The organism is Variovorax sp. 350MFTsu5.1, from assembly GCF_048302515.1.
Lineage (GTDB): Bacteria > Pseudomonadota > Gammaproteobacteria > Burkholderiales > Burkholderiaceae_C > Variovorax > Variovorax guangxiensis.
Genome location: NZ_CP157620.1, coordinates 3,121,705 through 3,147,044 on the forward strand (window position 1 = coordinate 3,121,705; position 25,340 = coordinate 3,147,044).

Below are 25,340 nucleotides of genomic sequence, written 5' to 3' on the forward strand. Positions count from 1 at the left end.
GTCAGTGGTGAGGTCGGGGGAAACCCGGGATTTTAGGCCTTTGCGGCGGAGGGCTGCACGAGCACGGCAGCGGCGGTCTTGTGGGAGGCCGTATCGACCAGCACCAGCGAGCCCAGGGCGCGCGATTGCGTGAAGGGCAGCACCGCCAGCGGCTGCTGCAGCGCCAGCACCACGTCGCCGATGGCGTTGGCCTCGATCTGCGTCGCGGGCTCCGATTCGAGCGTGGTGATGTTCACGCGGTCGACGATGCGCGCGACCTTGGCCTTCACCCAGCGGTGGCCCTGCAGCGCCCAGTAGACGCGTCCCGCGACCAGCGGCTCGTCGTCGAGCCAGGCCACGGTGGCGGTGATCTCGCGCACCGGCTCGAAGGCGCTGGGCGCCAGCAGCCAGTCGCCGCGCGAGACGTCGACCTCGCGGTCCAGCACGATGCCGGCGCTGTGGCCCGCATGCACCGCCTTCGGCTGGCGCGTGTGGCTCAGTACTTGGGCGACGGTGGCGGTCTGGTTGCTCGGCAGCACGGTCACGCGCTGGCCCGGCTCCACGTGGCCCGAGGCGACTCGGCCCCAGAACACGCGGCGGCCCTGCGAGGTGTCGGCCGACGACGAGAACTTCTCGACCCACTGCACCGGGAAGGCGAAGGGCACGGCCTCGTCCTGCGCCGTCACCGGCAGCTCTTCGAGCAGCTCGAGCAGGCTGGGGCCTTCGTAGCCGACCCAGTCGGCATGGCGCGTGGCCACGTTCCAGCCCTTGAGCGCGGAGATCGGCACGATGGCCGCGACTTTCACGCCGGCCGCTTCGGCAAAGGCGTTCAGCGCGGTCGAGATGCGTTCGAAGGCCAGGCCTGCATCGCCGATGGCGTCCAGCTTGTTGATGGCGAACACGATCGACTGCACGCGCAGCAGGTTGCACAGCAGCGTGTGGCGGCGCGTCTGCGGCAGCAGCTCGCGCTTGACCACGGTGCCGTCTTCCACCTCGGCGGCCCAGGCCAGCTTGGTCGCGTCGACCAGCACCACCGCGGCGTCGGCGGCGGAGGCGGCCGTGACCATGTTGCGCGTGTACTGCTCATGGCCGGGCGCGTCGCCGATGATGAACTTGCGCCTGGCGGTCGAGAAGTAGCGGTACGCCACGTCGATGGTGATACCCTGTTCGCGCTCGGCCGAAAGGCCGTCTGTCAGCAGGGCCAGGTCCGTCTCGCCGCCGCGCTGCACGCCGGCGAGCTGGTCCTGCAGCACGGTCTTGCTGTCGACCAGCAGGCGGCCGATCAGCGTGCTCTTGCCATCGTCGACGGAGCCGCAGGTGATGAAGCGCAGGGCGGTGCCGGTGTCGCCGTGGACTTCGGCGGGCGAGGCGTTTGAAATGACAGCAGCATTCATTGAGTGATTCTCCAATTCGTGGAACACCGCGGAACCGGCTCTGCCGGGCCGCTGGTGTTGCCCCCTTCGAGGGGGTGGGCGTAGCGACACGAAGTGCGCGAAGCCTGGGGGTGGGTCAGAAGTACCCGTCTTTCTTGCGCTTCTCCATGGAAGCTTCCGAAGTCATGTCGTCCATGCGGGTGGCGCCGCGCTCGCTCACGTCGACCGACAGCGTCTCGAGCACCACGTCGCTCGCGTCGGCCGCCAGGCTTTCCACCGGGCAGGTGGTGGTGATGTCGCCCACGGTGCGGAAGCGGACGTCGCGCACCTGCACCGTCTCGCCGTCGCGAGCGGGGGTCAGCCCGGTCACCGGCACCAGCAGGCCGCGGCGCTCCACCACTTCGCGCTTGTGCGTGTAGTAGATCGAGGGCAGGCCGACTTCCTCGCGGGCGATGTACTGCCACACGTCGAGTTCGGTCCAGTTCGAGATCGGGAACACGCGGAAGTGCTCGCCCGGGGCCAGGCGCGTGTTGAACAGCGTCCACAGCTCGGGGCGCTGGTCCTTGGGCTGCCACTGGCCGAAGCTGTCGCGGTGCGAGAAGATGCGCTCCTTGGCGCGCGCCTTTTCCTCGTCGCGGCGGGCGCCGCCGATCAGCGCGTCGAAGCGGAATTCTTCGATGGCTTCGAGCAACGTCACCGACTGGTGCGCGTTGCGCGATTCGCCCGGGTGGGCCAGGCGCACGGTGCCGCGCTTCATCGAGTCTTCGACGCTGCGCACGATGAGTTCTGCGCCCAGTTCCTTCGCGCGGCGGTCGCGGTACTCCGTGACCTCGGGGAAGTTGTGGCCGGTGTCGATCATCAGCAGCGGGTAGGGAATGCGGCCGACGCCGAAAGCCTTCTCCGCGCACTTCAGCAGCACCAGCGAGTCCTTGCCGCCCGAAAACAGCAGGGTGGGGCGCTCGAAGGCGGCCGCCACTTCGCGCAGGATGAAGATGGTTTCTTCCTCCAGCGCGTCGAGGTGCGTGTTGGACAGGTGCGCCGGCGGCAGCAGCAGTTCGGTTTCGGTACGTGCGTTCATCGGAGATGGGGCTGAATGCGGTAGGTCGGTGCGGTGCAGGGGCTCAGTGCGCGAGATGCAGTCCGCACTCGCGGTTGTCTTCGCCCTTGGTCGGGTCGACGTAGTCGAAGTTGTTGGGCAGGCCGTGCTTCACGCAGTACTCGTGCAGGTCCTTGGAAGACCAGTGCAGCAGCGGCGCGACCTTGATCAGGCCGTCGGGGTTGATGCTGACCGGGTCCATCTGCGCACGCACGGCTGTGTCGGTGGCGCGCAACGCGGTGAACCACACCTTCGGCGCCGTCTCGCGCAGGGCGCGCGCGAAGGGCTCCAGCTTCACCTCTTCGGTGAAGGCGGCGTGGCGCGGGTCGTCCAGCGCGGGTGTCGGGCCTTCCACCGCCTCGCGATGGGCGCGCGAGCGGCGCGGCAGGTAGATGTGCAGGTCCAGGCCCAGCTGCTTCGTCACTTCGTCGGCGAAGCGGTAGGTGGCCTCGGTGTTGTAGCCGTTGTCCATCCACACCACCGGCACGTCGCGCTTCACCTGCGTGACCAGGTGCAGGATCACCGCCTCGAAGGGCCGGAAGTTGGTGGTGACGATGGCCGGCTGGCCCAGGCCGAGTGCCCAGTCCACCAAGCCCTGCGCGTTGCGGCCGAGTTCGGCGTTGATGCGTTCGATGTCGATGCTCATGTGCGGTGCTTTCCTGCGCTCTCAGTTGCCGGCCGCGAAGTGCGGCGCGGTCTTTACCGCGTCGCCCTGGTAGAAGGAAGCGAAGCGGTCGAACTGGCGCTGCGCGTCGGTGGCGTCCACGCCTTCCTTGAGCACGGCGCTGGAGAAGCCGGTGCGCTCCATCTGCACGAGCTGGTCGATCAGCACGTCGCCGGTGGCGCGGATGTCGCCGGTGAAGCCCAGGCGGCGGCGCAGCAGGAAGGCCTGGCTGTAGGCGCGGCCGTCGGTGAACTTCGGAAAGTGCAGGTCGATGCGCTCGATGTCGGCCAGGCACTCCTCGATGGCGAGCGGGTCGGCGTCGTTGGCCAGCTGCAGCACCTTCGGGTCGCCGTCGTCGACGTGCTCTTCCGCCGAGAGAATGTTCAGGGTCTTCTTCATGCTGCTTCCTCCACCTTGAAACGTGCACCGTTGGCGGCGGCCTTGAACGCGTCGTGGCCGACGCGGCGCAGCGTGTCGATGAAGTTCTCGCCGCTTTCGCGGGTGTCGCGGTAGGTGTTGAGCACGGCCTCGATCACGCCGGGCACTTCTGCCGCCGAGAACGAGGGGCCGACCACCTTGCCGGCCTGCGGCGTGCCGCTGAGTGCGGAGCCGTCGGAGCCGCCGAGGGTGACCTGGTACCACTCCTTGCCGTCCTTGTCGACGCCGAGGATGCCGATGTGGCCGCTGTGGTGGTGGCCGCACGAGTTGATGCAGCCGCTGATGTGCAGGTCGATCTCGCCCAGGTCGTCGAGCTCGTCGAGGTCCTGGTAGCGCTCGGTGATGGCTTCGGCCACCGGAATGGAGCGTGCGTTGGCCAGCGCGCAGAAGTCGCCGCCGGGGCAGGCGATCATGTCCGTCAGCAGGTGCACATTGGCGCTGGCGAAGCCAGCGGCGCGGGCTGCGATCCACAGCGCGTGCAGGTCTTCGGCATGCACCCAGGGCAGCAGCACGTTCTGGTCGTGCGTCACGCGGGCTTCGCCGGCCGAGAAGCGGTCGGCGAGCTCGGCGATGGTGTCGAGCTGGTCGGCCGAGGCGTCGCCCGGCGCCTGCTTCAGGCGCTTGAACGACAGCGTCACGGCGCGCAGGGCCGGGTTCTTGTGCGGCGCCACGTTGCGCGCCAGCCAGCGGGCGAACTGCACGTCGTCGGCGGCGTGGTGGCGCAGCTCGGCGTCGGTCTTCTCGGCGCTCTGCAGCACGCGGGTGGCGAGCGCGGGCGGCACGAAGGATGCGGCCACGCGGTCGTACTCTTCCTGCGTGATGGTGTGCGGCGCGCCGTCGTGCTCGAGGATCTGCTTGTACTCGGCCTCGACATCGTCGATGTAGCGCTGCCCCTCGGCCTTCACCAGGATCTTGATGCGAGCCTTGTAGATGTTGTCGCGCCGGCCGTAGCGGTTGTAGACGCGGATCACGGCCTCGAGGTAGTTCATGATCTGCTGCCACGGCAGGAACTCGCGCAGCACCGTGCCCACGATGGGCGTGCGGCCCATGCCGCCGCCCACCTGCACGCGGAAACCGATCTCGCCGGCTTCATTCTTCACCACGTGCAGGCCCACGTCGTGCCAGCCGGTGGCGGCGCGGTCCTCGGTGGCGCCGGTGATGGCGATCTTGAACTTGCGCGGCAGGAACGCGAACTCGGGGTGCAGCGTGCTCCACTGGCGCATGATTTCCGCGAAGGGGCGCGGATCGGCCACCTCGTCGACGGCGATGCCGGCGCGCTCGTCGCTCGTGATGTTGCGGATGCAGTTGCCGCTGGTCTGGATGCCGTGCATGTCGACCGAAGCCAGCAAGTCCATCACGTCGGCCGACTTGGCCAGCGGAATCCAGTTGTACTGGACGTTCTGGCGGGTCGTGAAGTGGGCGTAGTGGGTGGGCAGCTTGTGGCTGCCGAGCAGGCCCTGCGTCTCGATGGCCTTCTTGTAGACCTCCGCCTCGGGCTCGTCGTATTCGCGGGCGATGCGGGCCAGCACGCGCAGCTGGCGGCTCGACAGTTCGCCGTAGGGCACGGCCACGCGCAGCATCGGCGCGTAGCGCTGCACGTACCAGCCGTTTTGCAGGCGCAGGGGGCGGAACTCGTCTTCGGCGAGCTTGCCCTTCTGCCAGCGCTCGAGCTGGTCGCGGAATTGGGCAGCCCGCTGGTGGACGAACTGGCGGTCGAATTCTGTGTATTGGTACATCGTGCGTTTGTCTTGAGGGAAGTGCGGTGCCGCGCGCGTAGCGGGTACCCCAGCAAGAAGGCGCGATTGTCCAAGCGCTCCTTATGGAACCAAACTATTTTTTGGTTCGCGCTTTATGCGGATAAGCTTATTCGCCAGTGCCCATGCGGGTTTCCGGACGGTTTGATGCTTATTCCGGATAAGGCGAGGCAGCCGGAGCGAAGAGTCCGGCAAGGCGTTTCCGGGCACGCGCCTGCCCGGTGGCGGAAAGACGGAGGGCCGGGCAGCGCCGGCCGTCATCCGCTCAATCCAGCGGCAGATCGGCCTTCTTCGCCAGCGTCTGCCAGCGCTGGAGTTCCTGCACCACGAAGGCCGTGGTCTGCTCCGCCGTGGCGGGAGCCGGCGTCACGCCCGCGGCCGCGTAGCCCGACTGCACCTCGGGCTTCTGCAGCGCCTGCGCAATCGCCGCGTTGAGCGCGCGCACCCGCTCGGCCGGCACGCCCGCGGGCGCGGCCACCACGAACCACTGGTCCGCGTCGAAACCGGGCAGGCCGGCTTCGCGCAGCGTGGGCACATCGGGCAGCGCAGGCGAGCGCGTGGCAGTGGTCACGCCGTACGCATGCAGCTTGCCCGACTTGATGTGCGGCAGCACCGGCGTGATGCCGAGCATGCCCAGTTGCACCTGCCCGCCGACCACATCGGTGACGGCCTGGCTGCCGCCCTTGTAGGGCACGTGGACGATCCGCGTGCCGGCGATCTGGTTCATCAGCTCGCCGGCCAGGTGCTGGCTGGTCCCGTTGCCGGACGATGCGAAGCTGAAGGCCTTCGGGTCCTTGCCGGCGGCGAGCAGCGCGGCCAGCGTGGGCGGCATCGGGCTGGCCGTGGTGCCCACCAGCACCATCGGCCCCTTGGCCAGCGTGGCCACGCCGGTCAGTTCCTTGCCGATCCGGGGCACGGGCATGCTGGTCAGGATCGGCCCGGGAATGGTGACGACCGTCAGCCCGTCATGCGGTGCCCGTGCGGCCGCCTGCAGAGCGATGGCGCCTGCGGCGCCGGGCCGGTTGTCGACTACCACCGGCTGGCCGAGCGCCTGCTCGACGTGGCGCGCCACGAGGCGGGTCAGGATGTCCACGCTGCCGCCGGCCGGCTGGCCGACCAGCCAGGTCAGCGGGCGGGCACCTTGGGCAAAGAGGCGGGGAGAGGCCGCGAGCGCGACGGCGCCACCCAGGGCGGCCATTGCATGACGACGGGAGACGGAAGGCATCTTGTTCATGGGAGCTCGCTGTTCATCAGGTTAGTCGTCAAGCTGGCCGGGCGGCGTGTTCGGATGCCGCGCGAAGCTGTCCTGGAACGCCTTCACCAGCTTGAGCACCGGCCCCAGCACCCAGGTGTTGTAGACCAGCACGTCGGTCGTCTCCTTCGGGTCGCGGGTGGTGTTGAAGAGGTAAGGCGACTCCAGCTTGCCCTTGCCTTCGTTGACCTCGGGCTCCCAGTAGAAGTGCAGCTTCCAGTCGCGCCATTTCACTGCCCGCAGCTCGTTCTTTATGTAGAAGGGAAAGCCCTCGCGGGCCGACTTCTCCTGCTCGCCCAGCAGGAAGGGCAGTTGGTCCACGCCGTCGATAGGCCTGTCCTGCGGCAGCTCGGCACCGGCCACGCCCGCCAGGGTGGTGAAGAGGTCGGTCACGTGCACGATCTCGTTGCTCACCCGGCCGGGTGCGATGCGGCCCGGCCAGCGCGCGATGAAGGGCACCCGCAGGCTGCCTTCCATGGCGGTGTGATAGGTGCCGCTCCAGGGGCCGGCCGTGCCCCGGTAGGGAGCGCGGAACTCGGGGCCGTTGTCGCTGCAGAAGATCAGCAGCGTGTCCTCGGCCGCGCCCATCTCGTCGAGCGCGCGCACCACCTGGCCCACGCGGTGGTCCATTTCCACCATCGAATCGGCGAAGTCGCCTGCACCCGTGCGGCCGGCGAACTCGGGGTGCGGCAGCGTCGGGAAATGCAGATGCACCAGCGGCAGGTAGAGAAAGAAGGGCTTGCCGGCCTCGCGCTGGCGCCGCATGAAGCCGATGGACATGTCGACCAGGTCGGCGTCGATCTGCCGCCGCGCTTCCAGGTCGTACACCTTCACGCCTTCCGAGGGCTCGCCGCTGCGGCCGCGCATGATCCAGGGCAGCTCCACCACGCTGGGGTCGAAGCCCACCGTCGAGGTGAACTGGCTCTCGTCCGTGGTGCGCGGAATGCCGTACCACTCGTCGAAGCCGCGGTCCGACGGAAAGCGCCCCGGCACGTCGCCCAGGTGCCACTTGCCGTAGTGCGCGGTGGCATAGCCCCGAGCAGAGAGCAGCTGGGCCAGCGTGATCTCGCGCCGCGTCAGCCCCTGCGGAAGGCCCGGCGGCACCGACTGCAGGCAGCCGGTGCGGATCGGGTGGCGCCCGCTCATCAGCGCGGAGCGGGTCGGCACGCAGTCGCTCTCCACATTGAAGTTCTGCAGCAGCAGGCCCTGCTTTGCGAGGGCGTCGATGTTCGGCGTGGGTGCGCCGCGCAGCGCGCCGCCGCCGTAGCAGCCCAGCTCGCCCCAGCCGAGGTTGTCGGCGACGATGAGCACGATGTTGGGAGAGGAGGAGGGTGAGGGCATGGCGATGGGCTCCGGGATTGGCGTTTTCGGAATCTAAGTGCCGGTGCTTCCCAGGCTCATTCCCAAGTCATCACTGAGTCATAAAATCGGGGAATGTCCCTGTCGATGCGCGATGTCCAGTATTTCCTCGCCGTGGCCAAGACCGGCCTGCTTTCCGCCGCGGCCGACGAGCAGGGCGTGACCCAGCCCGCCTTGACCAAGGCCGTGCGCCGGGTCGAGGGCGAGTTCGGGCTGCAGCTGTTCGAGCGCAGCGCGCGCGGCATGGTGCTGACTTCGGCCGGGCAGCGGGTCGCCGAACAGGTGCGGCGCCTGCAGGCCGACTACGCCGACACCGTGTTGCTGGCCAACGAGATGCGGGCGCAGCAGGCCGGGCTGCTGCGCGTAGGCGTTACCGACACCACCTCGGGCAACCGCGTCGCCGCTGCGTTGGGCACGCTGCTGAACCAACGCCCGGGGCTGCGGGTGCGCCTGCGCGTCGACCGCTCCGACACGCTGGCCACACTCGTGCGCGAAGGCGAGCTCGACCTGGCGCTGGTGCCCGCTTACGAGGGCCAGCCGCTGGACGCCGAGCGCACCAAGGTCGACAACGACCCGATGCTGCCGCTGGTGCGAACCGGCCATCCGCTGACGCAGCGCTCGCGCGTCTCGCTGGCCGATGTCACGGCCTACGGATGGATCTCGGGGCCGGCCACGTCGGCGGCCTTCAAGGCGATCACCGACATCTTCGCGCGCAACAACCTCGCTGCGCCCCGGGTCGTGATGGAAGTGCCGTTCGCGTCCGAGCTGAACCTGTCGGTACTGGCCGGGACCGATCTGGTCACGCTGGTGCCGCGCTCTTTCATGCGGCATGCCGACGACAGCCGCTTCGCAGTGCTGCCGGTGCCGGCACTGCGCGTGCCGCGCGCGGTTGTGCTGCTTTCGCGCCCGGGCTCGTCGTGGTCGCCGCTGATGCAGGCGCTGCGCGACAGCCTGCTGGCGCTCAAGGCCGCGTCGGCCTGAGTTGTTTGGATGGGGTCGTCGCGCCTCAGCGCAGCATCGACGACATCGCCGAGCAGCAGTTCAGCATGCGCACGGCCGCCTCCACCGTCGGCGCGGTGAAGCGCAGGGTGACGCCGTCCACGCGCTCGAAGCTCGGCCACTGGCAGAACAGGTCGGCCAGCGCGGAGGTCTGGGCGCGCAGCGTCACCGTCTGCGGCCCTTCGAAGACGAGCGGCTTGGCATTCGCGCGGGCCGCCAGTGCTTCTTCCACGCCCGCACGGATCGCCCGGCGCGACTGCTCGGGCGAGAGCGAAACGCCGCTGGTGCAGCCCGTGGCCTTCTTCGTCTCGACGAAGGTGGCGTGCGGGAAGAGCGGGCGGTTCTCGGCGATGAACACGTCGTCGCCGCTGGCCATCACCACCGGCACGCCGTATTCGCCGGCCAGCGCGCCGTAGAGCCCTGCCTCGCCCAGTTCTTCGCCGCCGAGCGAGATGCCCGCGAACGCGAAGCTGTTGATGGTGTGCGCGAGAATGCCGCGCCCCTGCGCGCGCGAGTGGTAGCCGACCATGCAGACGGCGTCCACGCCGCCTTCTTCCACGCCCGCCACCATGCTCAGGTAGCGCGGCTTGCCCTGGATCACGCGGGCGCGCGCGTCGAGCAAATCCGGCGGCATGTTGCGGAAGCCGCCGTGCGAATCGTTCACCAGCACCTCGGTCGCGCCCGCGTCGAAGGCGCCGGCGATGGCGGCGTTGGCCTCGTGCGTCATCAGCAGCCGCGCGCGCTCGTATTCGGGGTTGCCCGCGCGCACCTGCTCGGAGTGATAGACGCCGGCGACGCCTTCGATGTCGGTGGAGATCAGGACTTTCATGGGTGAAGGCTCGCGCTCAGGCGTGGTTTGAGAAGAGGGTGGAGGCGGGCAGCACGTCGGCCAGCGAGGCGCGGTGGTTGCCGTCGCGGCCGGTGACGGCGGTGGCGCGCCAGAGGGCATGGATGATCGCCTGCTCGGTGCTGTCGGCCGCGGCCTGGAACAGGCCGTCGAGCAAGCCGTCGTGCAGCATCGCCACGGCGGGCATCGGCCGCTCGACGCTGTCGGGCACGGTGTAGGCGGTGGAGAAGGCCAGCACGATGTCGCCGCTGCCGTGCCCGAAGACCGAGCCCGTGCGGGCCAGCCCGGCGCCGGCGCGCAGCGCGAGGCGGCGCAGCTGGCGCGCGTCCAGCGGCGCGTCGGTGGCCACCACGATGATGATCGAGCCCTTCTCGGCCTCGTTCACCGCCGGCAGGCTGCGTTCGGCCTGCAGCGCGGCGAGCCGTTCGCCCACGGCGTGGCCGGCCAGCAGCAGCTGCGGCTGGCGCCCGTAGTTCGCCAGCACCAGCGCGCCGACCGTGTGGCACAGGCCCTCGCGCGCCGACACCCGCCGCGAGGCGCTGCCGATGCCGCCCTTGAGCTGGAAACTCGACATGCCGCGCCCCGCGCCGACCGAGCCCTGCTCGAAGTCGGGTCCGGCATCGGCCAGCGCGTGCAGGTAGTCGGCCTCGCTCACGGCCATGCGCTGGATGTCGTTGAGAAAACCGTCGTTGCACTCGAACACCAGCGGATTGACCGTGGGCAGCGTGCGTCCGCATTCGGGGTTGTCGGCCACGCAGCGGCGGATCTGCGCCGCCGCCACCGCGCCGACCGAGAAGGTGTTGGTCAGCGCGATGGGCGTTTCGAGCACGCCCAGTTCTTCGACCTGCAGCAGGCCGACGCTCTTGCCGAAGCCGTTGAGCACGGCTACGGCGGCCGGCACCTTGTCGCGGAAGAGATCGCCCGCGTGCGGACGGATGACGGTCACGCCCGTCTGCACGGGGCCGTCGGCCAGCGTGCGGTGGCCCACGGTGACGCCCGCGACGTCGGTGATGGCGTTGCGTTCGCCCTGGAGCAGGCTGCCGATGAAGGGAAGGGAGGCCTGCTGCTTGCTGGAAGACATGAAGAAGGAGAACCGGATTTACTGGCGGTCGATCTTCGGATCGAGCGCGTCGCGCAGTGCATCGCCCAGCAGGTTGAAGGCGAGCACGGTGAAGAAGATGGCCAGGCTGGGGAAGAGTGCCACGTGCGGCGAGGTCACCATGTCGGCGCGGGCTTCGCTGAGCATCGCGCCCCATTCGGGCGTCGGCGGCTGCGCGCCCATGCCCAGGAACGAGAGGCTGGCGGCCGTGATGATCGAGGTGCCCACGCGCATCGAGAAATACACCACGATCGACGAGATGGTGCCCGGCAGGATGTGCCGCACGATGATGGTCCAGTCCGAGGCGCCGATGCTGCGCTCGGCCTCGATGTAGGTCTGCTGCTTCAGCACCAGCGTGTTGCCGCGCACGAGGCGCGCGAAGGCCGGCACGCTGAACACCGACACAGCCACCACCACGTTGGTCATGCTGCTGCCCAGGATGGCCACCACGCCCAGCGCCAGCAGGATGCCGGGGAAGGCGAAGAGCACGTCCGAGATGCGCATCACGATGCGGTCCCACCAGCCTTCGTAGTAGCCCGCCAGCAGGCCGAAGGCGGTGCCGACGATGCCGCCCAGCACCACCGACAGGAAGCCCGCCATCAGCGAGATGCGCGCGCCCATCAGGATGCGGCTGAAGATGTCGCGGCCCAGCGGGTCGACGCCGAACCAGTGCGCGGCCGAAGGGCCGGTGTTCAGCATGTCGTAGTCGAAGAAGTTCTCCGGATCGAAGGGCACGATCCACGGCGCGAACACCGCGACGAACACCAGCAGCAGCACGAAGAGCGCGGCGACGATGCCCACCGGCTGCTTCTTGAAGCGGCGCCAGCACTCGCCCCAGGGCGTGCGGACCTTGCCGGCGGTTTGAACGGCCACGACCGGTGGCGCGATGGTTTCGGCAGGCACGCCGGAAGCTTGTTGCGTCATGGCTGCTTGCTCACTTGTATCGAATAGTCGGGTTGATGTAGCCATAGAGCACATCCACCACCAGGTTGATCAGGATGAATTCGAGCGAGAACAGCAGCACCAGCGTCTGGATCACGGGGTAGTCGCGCATCTGCACCGCGTCGACCAGCAGGCGGCCGAGGCCGGGCCAGTTGAACACCGCCTCCACAAGAATGGAGCCGCCCAGCAGGAAGCCGAACTGCAGGCCCATCATCGTCACCACCGGAATGAGCGCGTTGCGCAGGCAGTGCTTGATGATCACGGCGCGCTCGCGCACGCCCTTGGCGCGTGCCGTGCGCACGAAGTCTTCCTGGATCACCTCGACGAAGGAGGCCCGCGTGAAGCGCGCCATCACGGCCGCCACGGCCGCGCCCAGGGTGATGGAGGGCAGGATGTAGTGCTTCCAGCTGCTGGCGCCCACCGTGGGCAGCCATCCGAGCTGGACCGAGAAGATCTGCATCAGCAGCATGCCGAGTGCAAATGCGGGAAAGGAGATGCCCGAAACCGCGAGCGTCATGCCCAGCCGGTCGGGCCACTTGTTGCGGTACACGGCCGAGACGATGCCGATGGCCATGCCGAAGATCACCGCCCACACCATGCTGGTGATGGTCAGCATCACCGTCGGGAAGAAGCGCTCGCCGATCTCGGTCGCCACCGGCCGCCGCGTGCGGATGGAGGTGCCGAAGTCGCCCTGCAGCATGTGGGTGAAGAAGTTCACGAACTGCTGCGGCAGCGGCTTGTCCAGCCCGAGCTCCGCGCGGACCATGGCCACGGTCTGCTCGTCGGCGTCCTGGCCGGCGGCGAGACGCGCCGGATCGCCGGGCAGCATGTGGACGAACAGGAACACCAGCACCGCCACGATGAGCAGCGTGGGGATCAGGCCCAACAGTCGTTTGAGGAAGTAATTCAGCATGGGGTGCGGTTGCCGCGATCGGGCGATGGCGGCATGCCATCGCCCGTCGGGCAGTCAGTCAGGAAACGAGGAGCCGGGATCAGTTCGACGTGGCGATGGCGTCGATGTTGATGTTGCCGTCAGGCATCACGAACACGCCCGACAGACGCTTGGCGTGCGCCGACAGGTTCTGCTCGGTGATCATCGGCACGCGCGGCAGGTCCTTGCGGATCTCTTCCTGCGCGGTCTTGTACAGCGCGGCGCGTTCCTTCTCGTCGGTGGTCACCAGCGCCTTGGCCAGCGAGCTGTCGACCACCTCGCTCTTGTAGAACGACATGTTGTTCAGCTTCGGAGCCCAGGCTTCCGAGGCGAACAGCGGGCGCAGGCCCCAGTCGGCCTCGCCGGTCGACGACGACCAGCCGGTGTAGTACATGCGGACCTTGGCCGTCTTCGGATCGGGCCATGCATCCACCTGCTCGGTGCGCTGGCCCACTTCGAGCGCCTGCACCTGCAGCTTGATGCCGATCTGCGCGAGCTGCTGCTGCACGAACTGGATCGTCTTCTGCGAGGTCGTGTTGTTGTAGGCGCTCCACAGCACCGACTCGAAGCCGTCGGGGTAGCCGGCTTCCTTCATCAGCTCCTTGGCCTTCTTCAGGTCGTAGGGAATGGGAGCCATCTTCTCGGCGTACTTCACGCCCTGGGGCAGCACGCCCTGCGCCGGGAAGGCATAGCCGCCGAACGCCACCTTGGCCAGCGCCTCCTTGTTGATGGCGTAGCCGATGGCCTCGCGCACCTTCGGGTTGTCGTAGGGCTTCTGCAGCATGTTGAATGCCAGGAAGCGCGTGATGATCGAGGGCGTTGCCACCACTTCGAGCTTGTCGCTCTTCTTCAGCAGCTCGGCCTGCTCATAGGGAATGGGGAATGCGAAATCGGCCTCGCCGGTCTGCAGCATCGCGGCGCGGGTGTTGTTCTCGAGCACCGGCTTCCACGACACGTTGTCGACCTTCGGGTAGCCCTTCTTCCAGTAGCCGTCGAACTTCTTGGCCTTGACGGCTTCGGTCTGCTTCCACTCGACGAACTCGAAGGGGCCCGTGCCCACGGGGTGGAAGGCGATGTCCTTGTTGCCCCACTTCTTCAGCGCGGTGGGCGAGATCATGGCGGCCGATGCGTGGGCCAGCGAGTTGATGAAGGGGCCGAAGGGCTCCTTCAGCGTGATGCGCACGGTGCTCGGGTTCACCACCTCGACCTTGCTCACGCGGTTGAACTGGTTGTAGCGCAGCAGCTTGTTGTCCTGGTTCAGCACGCGGTCGAGCGTGAACTTCACGGCGTCGGCGTTGAAGTCGGTGCCGTCGTGGAACTTCACGCCGGTGCGCAGCTTGATGGTGTAGACCAGACCGTCCTTCGACACTTCGTAGCCCTCGGCGAGCACGTTCTGCACCTTCAGGTCCTTGTCGAACTGGAACAGGCCTTCATAGAAGGTCTTGGTCACGGCCGTGGTGATGGTGGTGTTGGTGTTGTACGGGTCCAGCGTTTCCGGCTGGTAGCCGATGGACAGCACCACGTCTTTAGCGGCCAGTGCCGTGCCCGAGGCGGCCAGCGCGGCCAGGCCCAGCAGTGCGGATGCCCATCGCAGGGAAGAGGAAGCTTGTTGCGTCATGGAAGAACTCCAGTCGGTTCGTGGAAAAAGCAGGAGGGCCTGCGGGTTGAGAAAAAGAAAAGGCAGTTGAAGATGTGGCGTTCAGAACGCACCGCCGATGGCGTGCTGCGCGACGAAGTGGCCCGGCGCGACCTGCACCAGCGGCGGCACCACGGGCTCGTCGCCCACGGCGCGGATCGGGCTGGGAATCTCGCCTTCGAGCAGCGCGCGCGGCTTGTGGCGGCGCGACGGGTCGGCCACCGGCACCGCGGCCATCAGCTTGCGCGTGTAGGGGTGCTGCGGCGCCTCGAACACCGCGCGGCGCGGGCCGATCTCGACGATCTGGCCCAGGTACATCACGGCCACGCGGTGGCTGATGCGCTCCACCACCGCCATGTCGTGCGAGATGAAGAGGAAGGCCACGCCCAGCTCGCGCTGCAGGTCGAGCATCAGGTTGACGATCTGCGCCTGGATCGACACGTCCAGCGCCGACACCGATTCGTCGGCCACCACCACCTTGGGGTTGAGCGCCAGTGCCCGCGCGATGGCAATGCGCTGGCGCTGGCCGCCGGAGAACTCGTGCGGATAGCGCTGCGCCGCCTCGGGCGGCAGGCCCACCTTCTGCAGCAGCCAGTCGACGCGCTGCTGCGCCTCGGCGCCCTTGGCGATGTTGTGGATGAGCAGCGGCTCCATGATCGAGAAGCCCACCGTCACGCGCGGATCGAGCGAGGCGAACGGGTCCTGGAAGATGAACTGGATGTTGCGGCGAAGCGCCTGCAGCTCGCGCGTGGGCAGCTCGCGGATGTTCTTGCCGCCGAACTCGATCGCGCCGCTCTGGCTCTCGACCAGGCGCAGCAGCGAGCGGCCGGTGGTCGACTTGCCGCAGCCCGATTCGCCCACCAGCGCCAGCGTTTCGCCGGGGTACAGGTCGAAGCTGATCTTCTCCACCGCATGCACGCGGCGCTTCACGCGGCCGAAGAGGCCGCTGCGCACGTCGAAGCGGGTGACGAGGTCGCGCACGCGTAGGATCGGGCCGGCGTCGGCGCGCACCGTGTCCTGCGGGGTGGCCTGATGGGGCGCCGCGGTGTCGGCGCTGGCCTCGGTGCGCAGCAGTTCGAACTTGGCCGGCAGGTCGGTGCCCTGCATCGCGCCCAGTTTCGGCACGGCCGACAGCAGCGCGCGGGTGTAGGGGTGCCGAGGCGCTGCGAACACGTCGTCGGAGACGCCTTCTTCCACCTTGTCGCCGCGGAACATCACCAGCACGCGGTCGGCGATCTCGGCCACCACGCCCATGTCGTGCGTGATGAACAGCACGCCCATGTGCATCTCCTTCTGCAGCTCGCGGATGAGCTGGAGGATCTGCGCCTGGATCGTCACGTCCAGCGCGGTGGTCGGTTCGTCGGCGATCAGCAGCTGCGGCTTGCACGACAGCGCCATCGCGATCATCACGCGCTGGCGCATGCCGCCCGAGAGCTGGTGCGGGAAGCGGTCGAGCACGTTGCGCGCCTCGGGAATGCGCACCAGCTCCAGCATGCGCAGCGCCTCGGCGCGCGCTGCCGCGTCGCTCTTGCCCTGGTGGATGCGGATGGCCTCGGCGATCTGGTCGCCGGCCGTGAACACCGGGTTCAGCGATGTCATCGGCTCCTGGAAGATCATCGCGATGTCCGCACCGCGGATGTTGCGCATGGCGCTGTCGCGCGCCTGCGCCAGGTCGAGCACCTCGCCGTTGCGGCGGCGGAACATCATGCTGCCGTTCAGGATGCGGCCACCGCCGTGCTCCACCAGGCGCATCAGCGCCAGCGAGGTCACCGACTTGCCCGAACCAGATTCGCCCACCACCGCGAGCGTTTCGCCGTGGTCGACGTGGAATGACAGCTTCTTCACGGCATCGACCGTGCGCTCGGAAGTCGAGAAGCGAACGGTGAGGTCGTCGACGGCGAGAACGCGGCCGTCCGGCAGGGCGAGGGAAGGGGTGGACATGGGAGTGCGAGGAAAAGAGGGGGCTGCGAGCGCGTACGGCGTCAGGCGAAGATGGCCGTGAGGGGCGCTTTGTTGCCGCGCGCGTGGCCGCGGTACATGCCTTCGCTGTTGAAGGCCAGGCTCAGGTTGCCGTGGCGGTCCACGGCGATCAGCCCGCCGGAGCCGCCGATGGCCGGCAGCGACTGCTGCACCACGGCGTGCGTGGCGGCTTCGAGCGTCGCGCCGCCGTAAGCCATGCGCGCGCAGACGTCGTAGGCGGCGGCGACGCGGATGAACATCTCGCCGCTGCCGGTGCACGACACGGCGGCCGTGCGGTCGTCGGCATAGGTGCCGGCGCCGATGAGCGGCGAATCGCCGATGCGGCCGACGCGCTTGTTGGTCATACCGCCGGTGGAGGTGGCGGCGGCCAGATGGCCATGCATGTCGAGCGCGACCGCGCCGACGGTGCCGAACTTCTTGTCCTCGTCGAGCGGGGACGGAGTTGCTGCTGCAGCCGCCGCCATCGTCGCGCCTTCATGGTCCGTCACCACGCGGCCCGTGCCGCGCACGCGGTAGAGCTGCTGGCGGCGCGCCTCGGTGGAGAAGAACGAAGGCTCGACCATCTCCAGCCCGCGTTCGCGCGCGAATGTCTCGGCGCCGGCACCGGCCAGCAGCACATGGGCGCCGTCTTCGAGCACGGCGCGCGCGGCGCGCACCGGGCGGCGGATGTGGCACACGCCCGCGATCGCGCCGGCGGCGAGCGTGGCGCCGTCCATCACGGCGGCGTCGAGCTCATGGGTTTCGTCGTGCGTGAACACCGCGCCGTGGCCGGCGTTGAAGAGCGGACACTCCTCGAGCATCTCCACCGCGAGGCAGGTGGCATCGAGCGCGGAGGCGCCCTTGAGCAGCATCGCCTGCGCGGCGGCCACGATGTTCTTCAAAGCATCGTGATAGGCCTGCGCCTGTTCCGCGCTCGTCGTCGCGGCGCTGATGGTGCCGGCGCCGCCATGGATGGCGATCACGGGCACATGGGTCTGGGTCATCGGGAAGCTTTCTTCTTCTTGCTGCCCGCGCCGCTGGGGGCGGGGGCATCGGGTGTCTGGGCTGCTGCCGCGGCGGTTCCGCTGATGCGCTGCAGGCCGTTGGCGCCATGCAGCCAGGGGCGCACAGCCTGCAGGATGCGGCCGGCCGACTGCACAGGGTCGGGCGCGCGCAGCGACACCGCGCTGGTCAGCGCCTCGATCAGCGCGAGCACGCTGGTCTCGCAGTTCGGGCGGTAGCTGGTTTCGGTCTGGCAGAACAGCGCCACGTCGGCCAAGGGGGCCAGCGGCGAGCTGGGCCGGTCGGTGAGGGCGATGACGGCGCAGCCCTGGCTGCGCGCGAGCTGCGCCAGCGCGATGGTGTCCGTCAGGTAGCGCGGAAAGGTCAGGCCGATGAACACGTCCTGCGGCCCAGCGTGCATCAGCGTGCGCGCCGCATGCGTGACGCCGCTCACGCTGGAGAGCATGCGCACGTCGCTGCAGCTGCCGTCCAGCCCGTGCTGCAGCAGCCCCGCGAGCCACGCGCTCGCGCCGAAGCCGCCGATATAGACCGAGCGCGCCTTGCCGATGCGTTCCACCGCGGCTTCGCAGGCGGCGTAGTCCAGCGTCTGGCGCGTCGCGTCGATGTTGCGGCGGCTCTCGTCGAGCGCCGTGGCGAACACCTCGGCCACCGTGGTCGGCCGCTCCAGGTTGCCGCGCAGCCGCTCCACCGGCGCCACCAGCGGCTCGAAGCCGCGCACGAGCTCGGCGCGGAAGGTGGCGTAACCGTCGAAGTCGAGCGCCCGAGCGAAGCGGTTGGCCGTGGCCACCGACACGCCCACCACCGCAGCCAGCTCGTCGATGGGCAGCGTCGCCACCTGCAGCGGGTGCTCCAGCACGTAGTCGGCCACCTGCCGGTGCGAGCGCGACAGCCGCGGCAAGGCCTGCGCGATGCGCTGTGCCACGGTGGTGCCTGGGGTATCGAAAGGTGTGCTCATGAAGGGTGCGTTGCGCCCGAAAGTGTGCGTTTTTTGAAAACCAGTTTACAAATATAAGTCAGATAAGAAAATTTTCTGTCATTTTTGATCACGATCGCAAGTAGCGGGCCAGGGGTGAAGGGGGATTCAGTAGGGGGAGGCGCGTGCTGTTTCCCTCTTGCAGGGAACGCCCGGGCCGGTGAAGGCCTGGTTTCTAGGTGTTTCCCCTGATGTCGCTGATTTGCGCCGGCCAGGCGGCTGAGCCGTCGGCATCACATGCGCGTGCTTGCAATTGGAGAAGGAAATTGCCGAGTCCGTTTGTCGCGGCCTCGACCGAGAGCGTGATCTGGCTCGGAATGCGGCTTTGAGTTCGCTTCGACGAGTTCTTCATCCGGGCGATAAACTGCCCCCCCGCACGTCGAAAGCTCGGCGTGCTCGGGATTGGCGTCTCGAAGCATCTCTGCGTTTTTACCGGAGGCCATTCATGGCTGCTTCTACTCGCTCGCGTACGCCATCCGCATCAACCCGCTTCGACGCTGCCGAAGCCCTCGCTCTTCAAGCCTGCGACGACACCGACAGTCTTCGCGAAGTGCTCTGCGCCTATACATGCCTTGAAAAGCTCATCGCGCCGCTGGAGGTGGGCGATACAGAACAACTCGGTCCCACGCGCACCGAACTCGGCTCCTTGGTGCGTCTGGTCAATGAGGAAATGAGCCGTCGCATCGAAGCTGCCGACAGCGCGACCCGCGCGATGCGTGCGGCGTTGTCGGGGCCGGAGGCAGGCTGAGCGCAGCGCGGCCTTGGTGCGGATCAGGCGCTGACCGGATTCATCGGCGATGGAGGCTGCGGCCTCTCAGCCCGCGACTTCCTTTTGCATGAACACGCTCAGCGGATCGTCCGGGTACGTGCCGAACGGTCCGCGTCGGGTGTAGCCCGCGCGCGCATAGAACGAGAGCGCCTCCGGCTGGCTCACGCCCGTTTCGAGCCTGAACATCGCGCAGCCGCGCGCCTTCGCTTCGCCCTCGAGGAAACCCAGCACTTTCGCTGCGACGCCTTGCCCCCGGTTCTCCGGCCGGACGTACATGCGCTTGAGTTCGCCGAACTCCGGCTCCATCACGATGGCCCCGCAGCCGACGGCCGTGCCTTCGCCATCGCGGGCGACCGCGAACAGCACGTTCGGCGCAGACAGCGCCGCAATGTCGATGCCGTAGTGGCACTCGGGTGGATACAGCGGCTTCTGGTAGGCGTCGAGGTCGTCGATGAGCTGGATGACGTCGGGCTGGGCGGGGCTTTCGAGGGAGATTCGCATCGGGTGATGGTAGCCAGCCAGCAGGGCCCTCGATTGAGAGGGCGGATCAAAAGAAAACCCGCCGAAGCGGGTTGGGTGAGGGCGGTCAGCGGGCGGCTCGCAGGGCTTTCAGCCGGCGCTCGGCTTCGCCGGGAAGGATCTTTCCCTCCGCCTCGAGCTTCCTGAGCCTTCGCTCATCGGCTCGATCCAGTGCATCTTTCAGCAGCGCCGTCTTGCGGTCCCTGCAGGGAGCGCATTCGTAGAAGCTTTCCGGGGCCTTGGTGGGCTCAAGCTTCGCGTCCGCCTCGAAGATGTTGATTCGTCCTGTGGGTTCGATTCCGATGACGATGATCTTTCCATTCTTGAAGGCGACCGATGCACCGCCCGAGCAGCCCGTTCTTTCGGTGTACTCGCTGAAGTAGGTCTCCCGGGAGACTCTGCGGATGTGCTGCAGCGCGTAGCGCACGTCCTCCTCGGTCAGGACGACATCCGAGCAATCCAGGAAGTCCTTGTTTTCCCAGGCAGTTGCGCTGGAGGCTTCGACGATCTCGATCCTGCTTACGGAACTGACTGGATATCGTTTGTCGGCGGCTTGGACCGGGGTAGCGATCACTGCTGCGGCCAGTGCCGTCAAAAGGGTGCTGATTCTGATCATGGTGTCGGTGCAGCCAGATTCCAGTTGGCGCCTTGAGCCTCGGTAGGGTTCTTCCTGCTGACCTCAGGATGATGAAAGACCTCGCTTGATTCAACCCGTATCGAATCCCGGAGCACACCGACAAGCCATGACAGAGACTGGTTCTGGGCGGCAGTCGGTGTCGGGAAAATTGCGGATTCCCCACGTATCTCCTCAGGATTCAGGTTCCTCTTCTTTTGTTGGAGGGTAGGTTTGAACCCTTCCGGCAGCCTGGCCCTGCCAACCATCTCGATCCCGATGGCCTCCATGTTGCCCGGATAGCGATCACCGGGCGCTTTCTGCATCTCGATCCGATGCATCGCCGCTACTCCTCCGTTCTTCGGGAAGTCCTGCGGCTTGCAAGTCTTCATCACCAGGCATCTCGCCTTCAACGGCCCCACATGATTCGTCCTCTGATAAATCGCCGCCGTCTGATAGATCGTCCCATCCTTGTCGATGAGAAAGTGCGCTCCATTCGCCTTGGGTTTTCTGTAGCTATTCAACGAAGATGCTGAAGTATCGGCGTCCGTCTGATGCACGACGATGCCTGTGATGGCACCGACGCGTTTCCCTCGTTCGATCTGCGGACTGCGCGCATGCCGCACGCGCGCGTGACTGATCATTCCGTGTTCGTCGATTTCGACAAGCATGGGTTTTCCTCCCTGAAGAATTTGTTGGTTATCGACTCTCTGCAGAAGCCAGGCCTCGCGCATCGGATGAGCGCGAGGTCACGACCTCGCGGCGCTTGCTAAAGGCTTAAAAAGTGAACTGGTGATGACTTCGTCAACCACTTGTGACCCGCTGCGCAAAGCCCATTCGTCCGCAGGGTTGAACGCGCCAACCAACAATGGCCGCGCGGCAGTCCGACCGGTCTGTCGGCCACCTTTCTTCATCCCGAATCCGCAAGCACCAAGGAGCACCACTTTGGAATACCGTCATCTGGGCAAATCCGGCCTCAAGGTCCCCGTACTGAGTTTTGGCACCGGCACCTTCGGGGGCAAGGGCGAGTTCTTCAGTGCATGGGGCAGCACCGACGTGGCCGAGGCGCGCAAGCTCATCGACATCTGTCTCGAAGCCGGCGTGAACATGTTCGACAGCGCCGACATCTATTCGTCCGGCGCGGCCGAGTCGGTGCTCGGCGAGGCGATCAAGGGGCGGCCGCGCGACAGGCTGTTGATCTCGACAAAGGCCACCTTCCGCAGCGGCGAGGGGCCGAACGACGTGGGCTCTTCGCGTCACCACCTCGTGCAGGCGGTCGATGGTTCGCTCAAGCGGCTGGGCACCGACTACATCGACCTGTTCCAGCTGCATGGCTTCGACGCGAGCACGCCGGTGGAAGAGACGCTCTCCACGCTCGACAACCTGGTGCGCGCGGGCAAGCTGCGCTACATCGGCGTGTCGAACTTCTCGGGCTGGCACCTGATGAAGTCGCTGGCCGTGTCGGAGCGCCATGGCCTCGCGCGCTATGTCGCGAACCAGGCCTACTACTCGCTGGTCGGCCGCGACTACGAATGGGAGCTGATGCCGCTGGGCATCGACCAGGGCATCGGCGCCGTGGTGTGGAGCCCGCTGGGCTGGGGCCGGCTCACGGGCAAGATCCGCCGCGGCCAGCCGCTGCCCGCCAACAGCCGGCTGCATGCGACGGCCGACATGGGCCCGCCGGTGCCCGACGAGTTGCTGTACCGCGTGGTCGATGCGCTGGAAAAGATCGGCGCCGAAGTCGGCAAGACGGTGCCGCAGGTGGCGCTCAACTGGCTGCTGCAGCGCCCCACGGTGTCCAGCGTGGTGGTCGGCGCGCGCGACGAGGCGCAGCTGCGGCAGAACCTCGGCGCGGTGGGCTGGAACCTCACGCCCGAACAGGTTGCCGAGCTCGACGCGGCCAGCGCGACGACGCGGGCCTATCCCTACTGGCACCAGCAGGGATTTCTCGAACGCAATCCGAACCCGGTCTAGCGTCCTTTTCTAGCCGGGCGTCAGCCCGAGCACCCAGCGCTTGAAGTCTTCCAGCGCCCCGGAGGCCGGCCGGCCTTCGGGGTACGCGAAGTAGTAGCCCTGGGGCACGTCGAGGTGCCGGTCGACCGGAATCACGAGTTCGCCCGTGCGCAGCTCGTGCTCGATCAGGATGCGCGGCGCCAGGCCCACGCCCATGCCGGCGGCCGTGGCCGCCACCACCATGGTGAAGAGTTCGTAGCGCGGCCCGCGCGAGGCATGCACCGTGTACTCCCAGCCCTGCTGTGCATACCAGTCGCGCCATGCATGGGCGCGCGTGCTCAGGTGCACGTGGCGGCAGCGCTCGAAACCGGCTTCGTCCCACGGCCCGTGCGCGTCGCGGAAAGCGGGGCTGCAGATGGGCACCATCTCTCCCTCGGAAAAGATCAGCCCGCCGCGCGTGTTGGGCCAGAACTGGTCGCCGAAGTAGATGGCCGCGTCGTAGGCGTTTTCCTGGAATGAAAAAGGCTGCGAGCGCGCCGACAGGTTCACCGTGATGTTCGGATGCAGCCGGCTGAACTCCGGCAGGCGCGGTATGAGCCACTGCGTGGCGAAGGTGGGCACGACGGCAAGCTCCAGCACGAAGCCCATCTCGTGGCCGGCGCTGATCTCCAGCGTGTCGCGGCGGATCTGGTCGAGGTGGCGGCGGATGCGCGCCGCGTATTCGCGCCCCGTGTCGGTAAGCGTGAGGCGGCGCCGCACGCGCGAGAACAATGGCACGCCCAGGCGCTGCTCCAGCATGGCCACCTGCCGGCCGACGGCGCTCTGCGTGAGCGCCAGTTCGCTCGCCGCGCGGGTGAAGCTGCCCAGCCGCGCAGAAGCCTCGAAGGCCTGCAGCGCGCCGAGGTTGGGAATGTCTTTTCTCATCGATCGATAGCCAGCAGTTGTCTCGTTGCCGGTGCCGAAGCACCGGTCGTGCCCGGGTCGGATTCCTTCCCGGCTCGCACAACGTTGTGAGTTTTTAGCGTTTGTTCCGTGTCCGCCCGCGACTCTATTCTGCGTGCCGACCCCTGCCAACGATACGAGGAGACTTCCGATGATTGTTTCGCGCACCCGTCGCAATGCCGCCGTTGGCATCGCGCTGGCTTCCGTCCTGGGCCTGCCCGCCGCCGCGTTCGCGCAGGCTGCCGCGGAGCAGACCGTCACCATCGGCCACGCGGGCCCGCTCACCGGCGGCGCGGCCCACTGGGGCAAGGACAACGACAACGGCGCGCGCCTCGCGGTCGAAGACCTGAACAAGCAGGGCCTCGTCATCGGCGGCAGGAAGATCAGGTTCGTGCTGCAGTCCGAGGACGACCAGGCCGACCCCAAGCAGGCCATGGTGGTCGCCAACAAGCTCACCGACATGGGCGTGAAGGGCATCCTGGGCCACTTCAACTCGGGCGCGGCCATTCCGGCCTCGGCGGTCTACAGCCGCGCGGGCCTGCCCGACGTGTCCACCGCCACCAACCCGAGCTTCACGAAGCAGGGCTACGACAACGTATTCCGCATCCTCGCGAGCGACGAGGACGTGGGCATGGCCATCGCCAGCTACACGGTGAAGGACCTGAAGGCGAAGAACATCGCAGTGATCGACGACCGCACCGCCTACGGCCAGGGCGCCGCCGAGGTGTTCACGCGCGGCGTGAAGGCGCTGGGCGGCAACGTCGTGGCGCAGGAGTACGGCAGCGACAAGGCCACCGACTTCATGGCCATCCTCACCACCATCAAGAGCAAACAGCCCGACGTGGTGTTCTACGGCGGCATGGACGCGCAGGGCGGTCTCATCGCGCGGCAGATGAAGCAGCTCGGCATCACGGCCAAGCTGCTGGGCACCGACGGGCTGTGCACCGACGAGGTCGCGAAGATCAGCGGCGGCGCGGTCGACGGGCTGCTGTACTGCACGCGCGGCGGCAAGGAGGTCGAGAAGACGTCCAGGGGCGCCGAGTTCGAGCAGCGCTACAAGGCCCGCTACGGCACCGAGGTGCTGACCTACGCGCCGTACCTCTACGACGCCATGATGGCGCTGGCCGCCGGCATGCGCGCCGCCAACTCGGTCGAGCCGCAGGCCTACCTGCCGGCCATGCGCAAGGTGAAGTTCGACGGCGTCACCGGCACCATCAGCTTCGACGCCAAAGGCAACCTGCAGAAGCCCGACTTCACCGTCTTCACCTACAAGGACGGCAAGCGCGTGCGCGTGGCGGGTTCCTGAAGAGGGTGGCCCGCATGCGCACGCTGGATGCCGCGCAGACCGCCGCCGCGCTTCCTTACGGCGCGCTGGTGAAGGCGCTGCTGCAGATGTTCGAGCGCGAGCGGCTTGGCGAGGCGCATGCATCGCCGCGCACCTGCGTGCAGCTCGCCGGAGGTGGCGTCATGCTGCTGATGCCGGCCGCCGACCGGCGCTTCGCCGCCCTGAAGACGGTGACCGTGCACGCCGCCAACGCGGAACTCGGCCTGCCCGTGGTGCAGTGCGATGTCACGCTGATGGATGCGGCCACCGGCACCCGGCTGCTGGCGATGGATGGCAACGTGCTCACGGCGCGCCGCACCGCGGCGCTGTCGCTGGCCGGAGCGGCGAGGGCGGGGCGCACGGAGGCGCGTCGCATGCTGCTGATCGGCGCCGGGGTGCAGGCTCGCGCGCATGCCGAGGCCTTTGCGGAGGTCTGGGGCGTGCGGCAGATGAAGATCCACGCGCGGACGCCCGAGCACGCCGAGGCGCTGGCCCGGCACATGCGCTCGCAGGGCGTCGATGCCGAAGCGATCGCCGACCCGGCTGCCGCGGCCGAGGAAGCAGATCTGATCGTCGCCGCGACCAATTCGCAGGAGCCCGTGGTGCCGCCAGGCGTGAGGCCGGACGCCACCCTCATCGCCGTGGGCGCCTATCGCCCCGACATGGCCGAGGTGCCGCCAGAACTCGTGCGCCGCTGCGCCGTGTTTGTGGATACGCTGGAGGGCGCGCGCAACGAGGCGGGCGACCTGATCCGCGCGGGCGTGGACTGGGCGGCGGTGCAGGCGTTCCGCGATGCATCGCCGGCGTCGCCGGGCCGCCCGGTGCTCCTCAAGACGGTGGGGCATGCACTGTGGGACCTCGCGGCGGCGCAACTGGCCCATGAAGGGCAGGGCTGA

The 25,340-nt window shown here is 67.7% G+C and carries 24 protein-coding genes; 5 read left to right on the forward strand and 19 right to left on the reverse strand.

Annotated features, from left to right (window positions below):
* Positions 1 to 32: 32 nt before the first annotated feature.
* From ABL843_RS14125 to ABL843_RS14155, 7 genes are all read right to left on the reverse strand, one after another.
* Entirely contained in the window at positions 33 to 1,373 is a 1,341-nt protein-coding gene (locus tag ABL843_RS14125) for a sulfate adenylyltransferase subunit 1 (RefSeq protein ID WP_418120256.1), read from the reverse strand.
* 115 nt (positions 1,374 to 1,488) lie between these two features.
* On the reverse strand, positions 1,489 to 2,430 hold the full coding sequence (cysD, locus tag ABL843_RS14130; protein WP_126019247.1) for a sulfate adenylyltransferase subunit CysD: 942 nt from the start codon (positions 2,428 to 2,430) through the stop codon (positions 1,489 to 1,491).
* Between the two features lie 43 nt (positions 2,431 to 2,473).
* Positions 2,474 to 3,094 (reverse strand): phosphoadenosine phosphosulfate reductase family protein, encoded by a 621-nt coding sequence (locus tag ABL843_RS14135; protein ID WP_126019249.1) that lies wholly within the window; start codon positions 3,092 to 3,094, stop codon positions 2,474 to 2,476.
* Positions 3,095 to 3,115: 21 nt separating this feature from the next.
* Positions 3,116 to 3,511 carry a DUF934 domain-containing protein gene (locus tag ABL843_RS14140; protein WP_126019251.1) on the reverse strand — a complete coding sequence of 132 codons (396 nt, stop codon included), beginning with the start codon at positions 3,509 to 3,511 and terminating at the stop codon, positions 3,116 to 3,118.
* A complete protein-coding gene (locus ABL843_RS14145) occupies positions 3,508 to 5,286 on the reverse strand; it encodes a nitrite/sulfite reductase (RefSeq protein ID WP_126019253.1) in 1,779 nt (592 codons plus the stop codon). Before ABL843_RS14145 ends, ABL843_RS14140 begins: the two co-directional genes overlap by 4 nt.
* Positions 5,287 to 5,569: 283 nt before the next feature.
* A complete protein-coding gene (locus ABL843_RS14150; RefSeq protein WP_126019255.1) occupies positions 5,570 to 6,538 on the reverse strand; it encodes a Bug family tripartite tricarboxylate transporter substrate binding protein in 969 nt (322 codons plus the stop codon).
* A 21-nt stretch (positions 6,539 to 6,559) separates the two neighbouring features.
* Positions 6,560 to 7,897, reverse strand: coding sequence for an arylsulfatase (locus ABL843_RS14155; RefSeq protein ID WP_418120257.1), 1,338 nt, complete (start codon positions 7,895 to 7,897; stop codon positions 6,560 to 6,562).
* Positions 7,898 to 7,990: 93 nt separating this feature from the next.
* Here ABL843_RS14155 and ABL843_RS14160 point away from each other — a divergent pair, with 93 nt between their 5' ends.
* On the forward strand, positions 7,991 to 8,896 hold the full coding sequence (locus ABL843_RS14160; RefSeq protein ID WP_418120258.1) for a LysR family transcriptional regulator: 906 nt from the start codon (positions 7,991 to 7,993) through the stop codon (positions 8,894 to 8,896).
* 25 nt (positions 8,897 to 8,921) lie between these two features.
* On the opposite strand, the gene ABL843_RS14165 is transcribed toward ABL843_RS14160, so the two are convergent.
* From ABL843_RS14165 to ABL843_RS14200, 8 genes are all read right to left on the reverse strand, one after another.
* Positions 8,922 to 9,743 (reverse strand): M55 family metallopeptidase, encoded by an 822-nt coding sequence (locus ABL843_RS14165; RefSeq protein ID WP_126019263.1) that lies wholly within the window; start codon positions 9,741 to 9,743, stop codon positions 8,922 to 8,924.
* A 16-nt stretch (positions 9,744 to 9,759) separates the two neighbouring features.
* Positions 9,760 to 10,842 (reverse strand): P1 family peptidase, encoded by a 1,083-nt coding sequence (locus ABL843_RS14170; RefSeq protein ID WP_418120259.1) that lies wholly within the window; start codon positions 10,840 to 10,842, stop codon positions 9,760 to 9,762.
* A gap of 18 nt (positions 10,843 to 10,860) precedes the next feature.
* Positions 10,861 to 11,784: a glutathione ABC transporter permease GsiD gene (gsiD, locus tag ABL843_RS14175; protein ID WP_184638303.1), complete on the reverse strand. Its 924-nt coding sequence runs from the start codon at positions 11,782 to 11,784 to the stop codon at positions 10,861 to 10,863.
* A gap of 10 nt (positions 11,785 to 11,794) precedes the next feature.
* On the reverse strand, positions 11,795 to 12,715 hold the full coding sequence (gsiC, locus tag ABL843_RS14180) for a glutathione ABC transporter permease GsiC (RefSeq protein ID WP_126019272.1): 921 nt from the start codon (positions 12,713 to 12,715) through the stop codon (positions 11,795 to 11,797).
* 79 nt (positions 12,716 to 12,794) lie between these two features.
* Positions 12,795 to 14,351, reverse strand: coding sequence for a glutathione ABC transporter substrate-binding protein GsiB (gene gsiB, locus ABL843_RS14185; RefSeq protein WP_184638302.1), 1,557 nt, complete (start codon positions 14,349 to 14,351; stop codon positions 12,795 to 12,797).
* A gap of 81 nt (positions 14,352 to 14,432) precedes the next feature.
* Entirely contained in the window at positions 14,433 to 16,310 is a 1,878-nt protein-coding gene (locus ABL843_RS14190) for a dipeptide ABC transporter ATP-binding protein (RefSeq protein WP_418120260.1), read from the reverse strand.
* A 41-nt stretch (positions 16,311 to 16,351) separates the two neighbouring features.
* Complete coding sequence (locus ABL843_RS14195; protein WP_418120261.1) at positions 16,352 to 17,332, reverse strand: isoaspartyl peptidase/L-asparaginase family protein; 981 nt, start codon at positions 17,330 to 17,332, stop codon at positions 16,352 to 16,354.
* The gene (locus ABL843_RS14200; RefSeq protein WP_418120262.1) at positions 17,329 to 18,306 is read right to left on the reverse strand and encodes a MurR/RpiR family transcriptional regulator; all 978 of its coding nucleotides are present in this window, start codon (positions 18,304 to 18,306) and stop codon (positions 17,329 to 17,331) included. The genes ABL843_RS14195 and ABL843_RS14200 overlap by 4 nt, the downstream gene beginning before the upstream one ends.
* 463 nt (positions 18,307 to 18,769) lie before the next feature.
* On the opposite strand from ABL843_RS14200, the gene ABL843_RS14205 reads away from it, so the two are divergent.
* A complete protein-coding gene (locus ABL843_RS14205; RefSeq protein ID WP_418120263.1) occupies positions 18,770 to 19,072 on the forward strand; it encodes a hypothetical protein in 303 nt (100 codons plus the stop codon).
* A gap of 66 nt (positions 19,073 to 19,138) precedes the next feature.
* Here ABL843_RS14205 and ABL843_RS14210 read toward each other — a convergent pair whose 3' ends face one another.
* From ABL843_RS14210 to ABL843_RS14220, 3 genes are all read right to left on the reverse strand, one after another.
* A complete protein-coding gene (locus ABL843_RS14210) occupies positions 19,139 to 19,594 on the reverse strand; it encodes a GNAT family N-acetyltransferase (RefSeq protein WP_418120264.1) in 456 nt (151 codons plus the stop codon).
* Between the two features lie 85 nt (positions 19,595 to 19,679).
* The gene (locus ABL843_RS14215; RefSeq protein ID WP_418120265.1) at positions 19,680 to 20,228 is read right to left on the reverse strand and encodes a hypothetical protein; all 549 of its coding nucleotides are present in this window, start codon (positions 20,226 to 20,228) and stop codon (positions 19,680 to 19,682) included.
* The gene (locus ABL843_RS14220; RefSeq protein ID WP_418120266.1) at positions 20,225 to 20,896 is read right to left on the reverse strand and encodes an N-acetylmuramoyl-L-alanine amidase; all 672 of its coding nucleotides are present in this window, start codon (positions 20,894 to 20,896) and stop codon (positions 20,225 to 20,227) included. The genes ABL843_RS14215 and ABL843_RS14220 overlap by 4 nt, the downstream gene beginning before the upstream one ends.
* A 274-nt stretch (positions 20,897 to 21,170) precedes the next feature.
* Here ABL843_RS14220 and ABL843_RS14225 point away from each other — a divergent pair, with 274 nt between their 5' ends.
* Positions 21,171 to 22,199, forward strand: coding sequence for an aldo/keto reductase (locus ABL843_RS14225; protein WP_418120267.1), 1,029 nt, complete (start codon positions 21,171 to 21,173; stop codon positions 22,197 to 22,199).
* Between the two features lie 9 nt (positions 22,200 to 22,208).
* Here the strand turns inward: ABL843_RS14225 and ABL843_RS14230 are convergent, their stop codons facing one another.
* Entirely contained in the window at positions 22,209 to 23,102 is an 894-nt protein-coding gene (locus ABL843_RS14230) for a LysR substrate-binding domain-containing protein (RefSeq protein ID WP_126019298.1), read from the reverse strand.
* Between the two features lie 169 nt (positions 23,103 to 23,271).
* Here ABL843_RS14230 and ABL843_RS14235 point away from each other — a divergent pair, with 169 nt between their 5' ends.
* Complete coding sequence (locus ABL843_RS14235) at positions 23,272 to 24,426, forward strand: branched-chain amino acid ABC transporter substrate-binding protein (RefSeq protein WP_184638287.1); 1,155 nt, start codon at positions 23,272 to 23,274, stop codon at positions 24,424 to 24,426.
* Positions 24,427 to 24,440: 14 nt separating this feature from the next.
* Positions 24,441 to 25,340: a delta(1)-pyrroline-2-carboxylate reductase family protein gene (locus ABL843_RS14240; protein WP_418120268.1), complete on the forward strand. Its 900-nt coding sequence runs from the start codon at positions 24,441 to 24,443 to the stop codon at positions 25,338 to 25,340.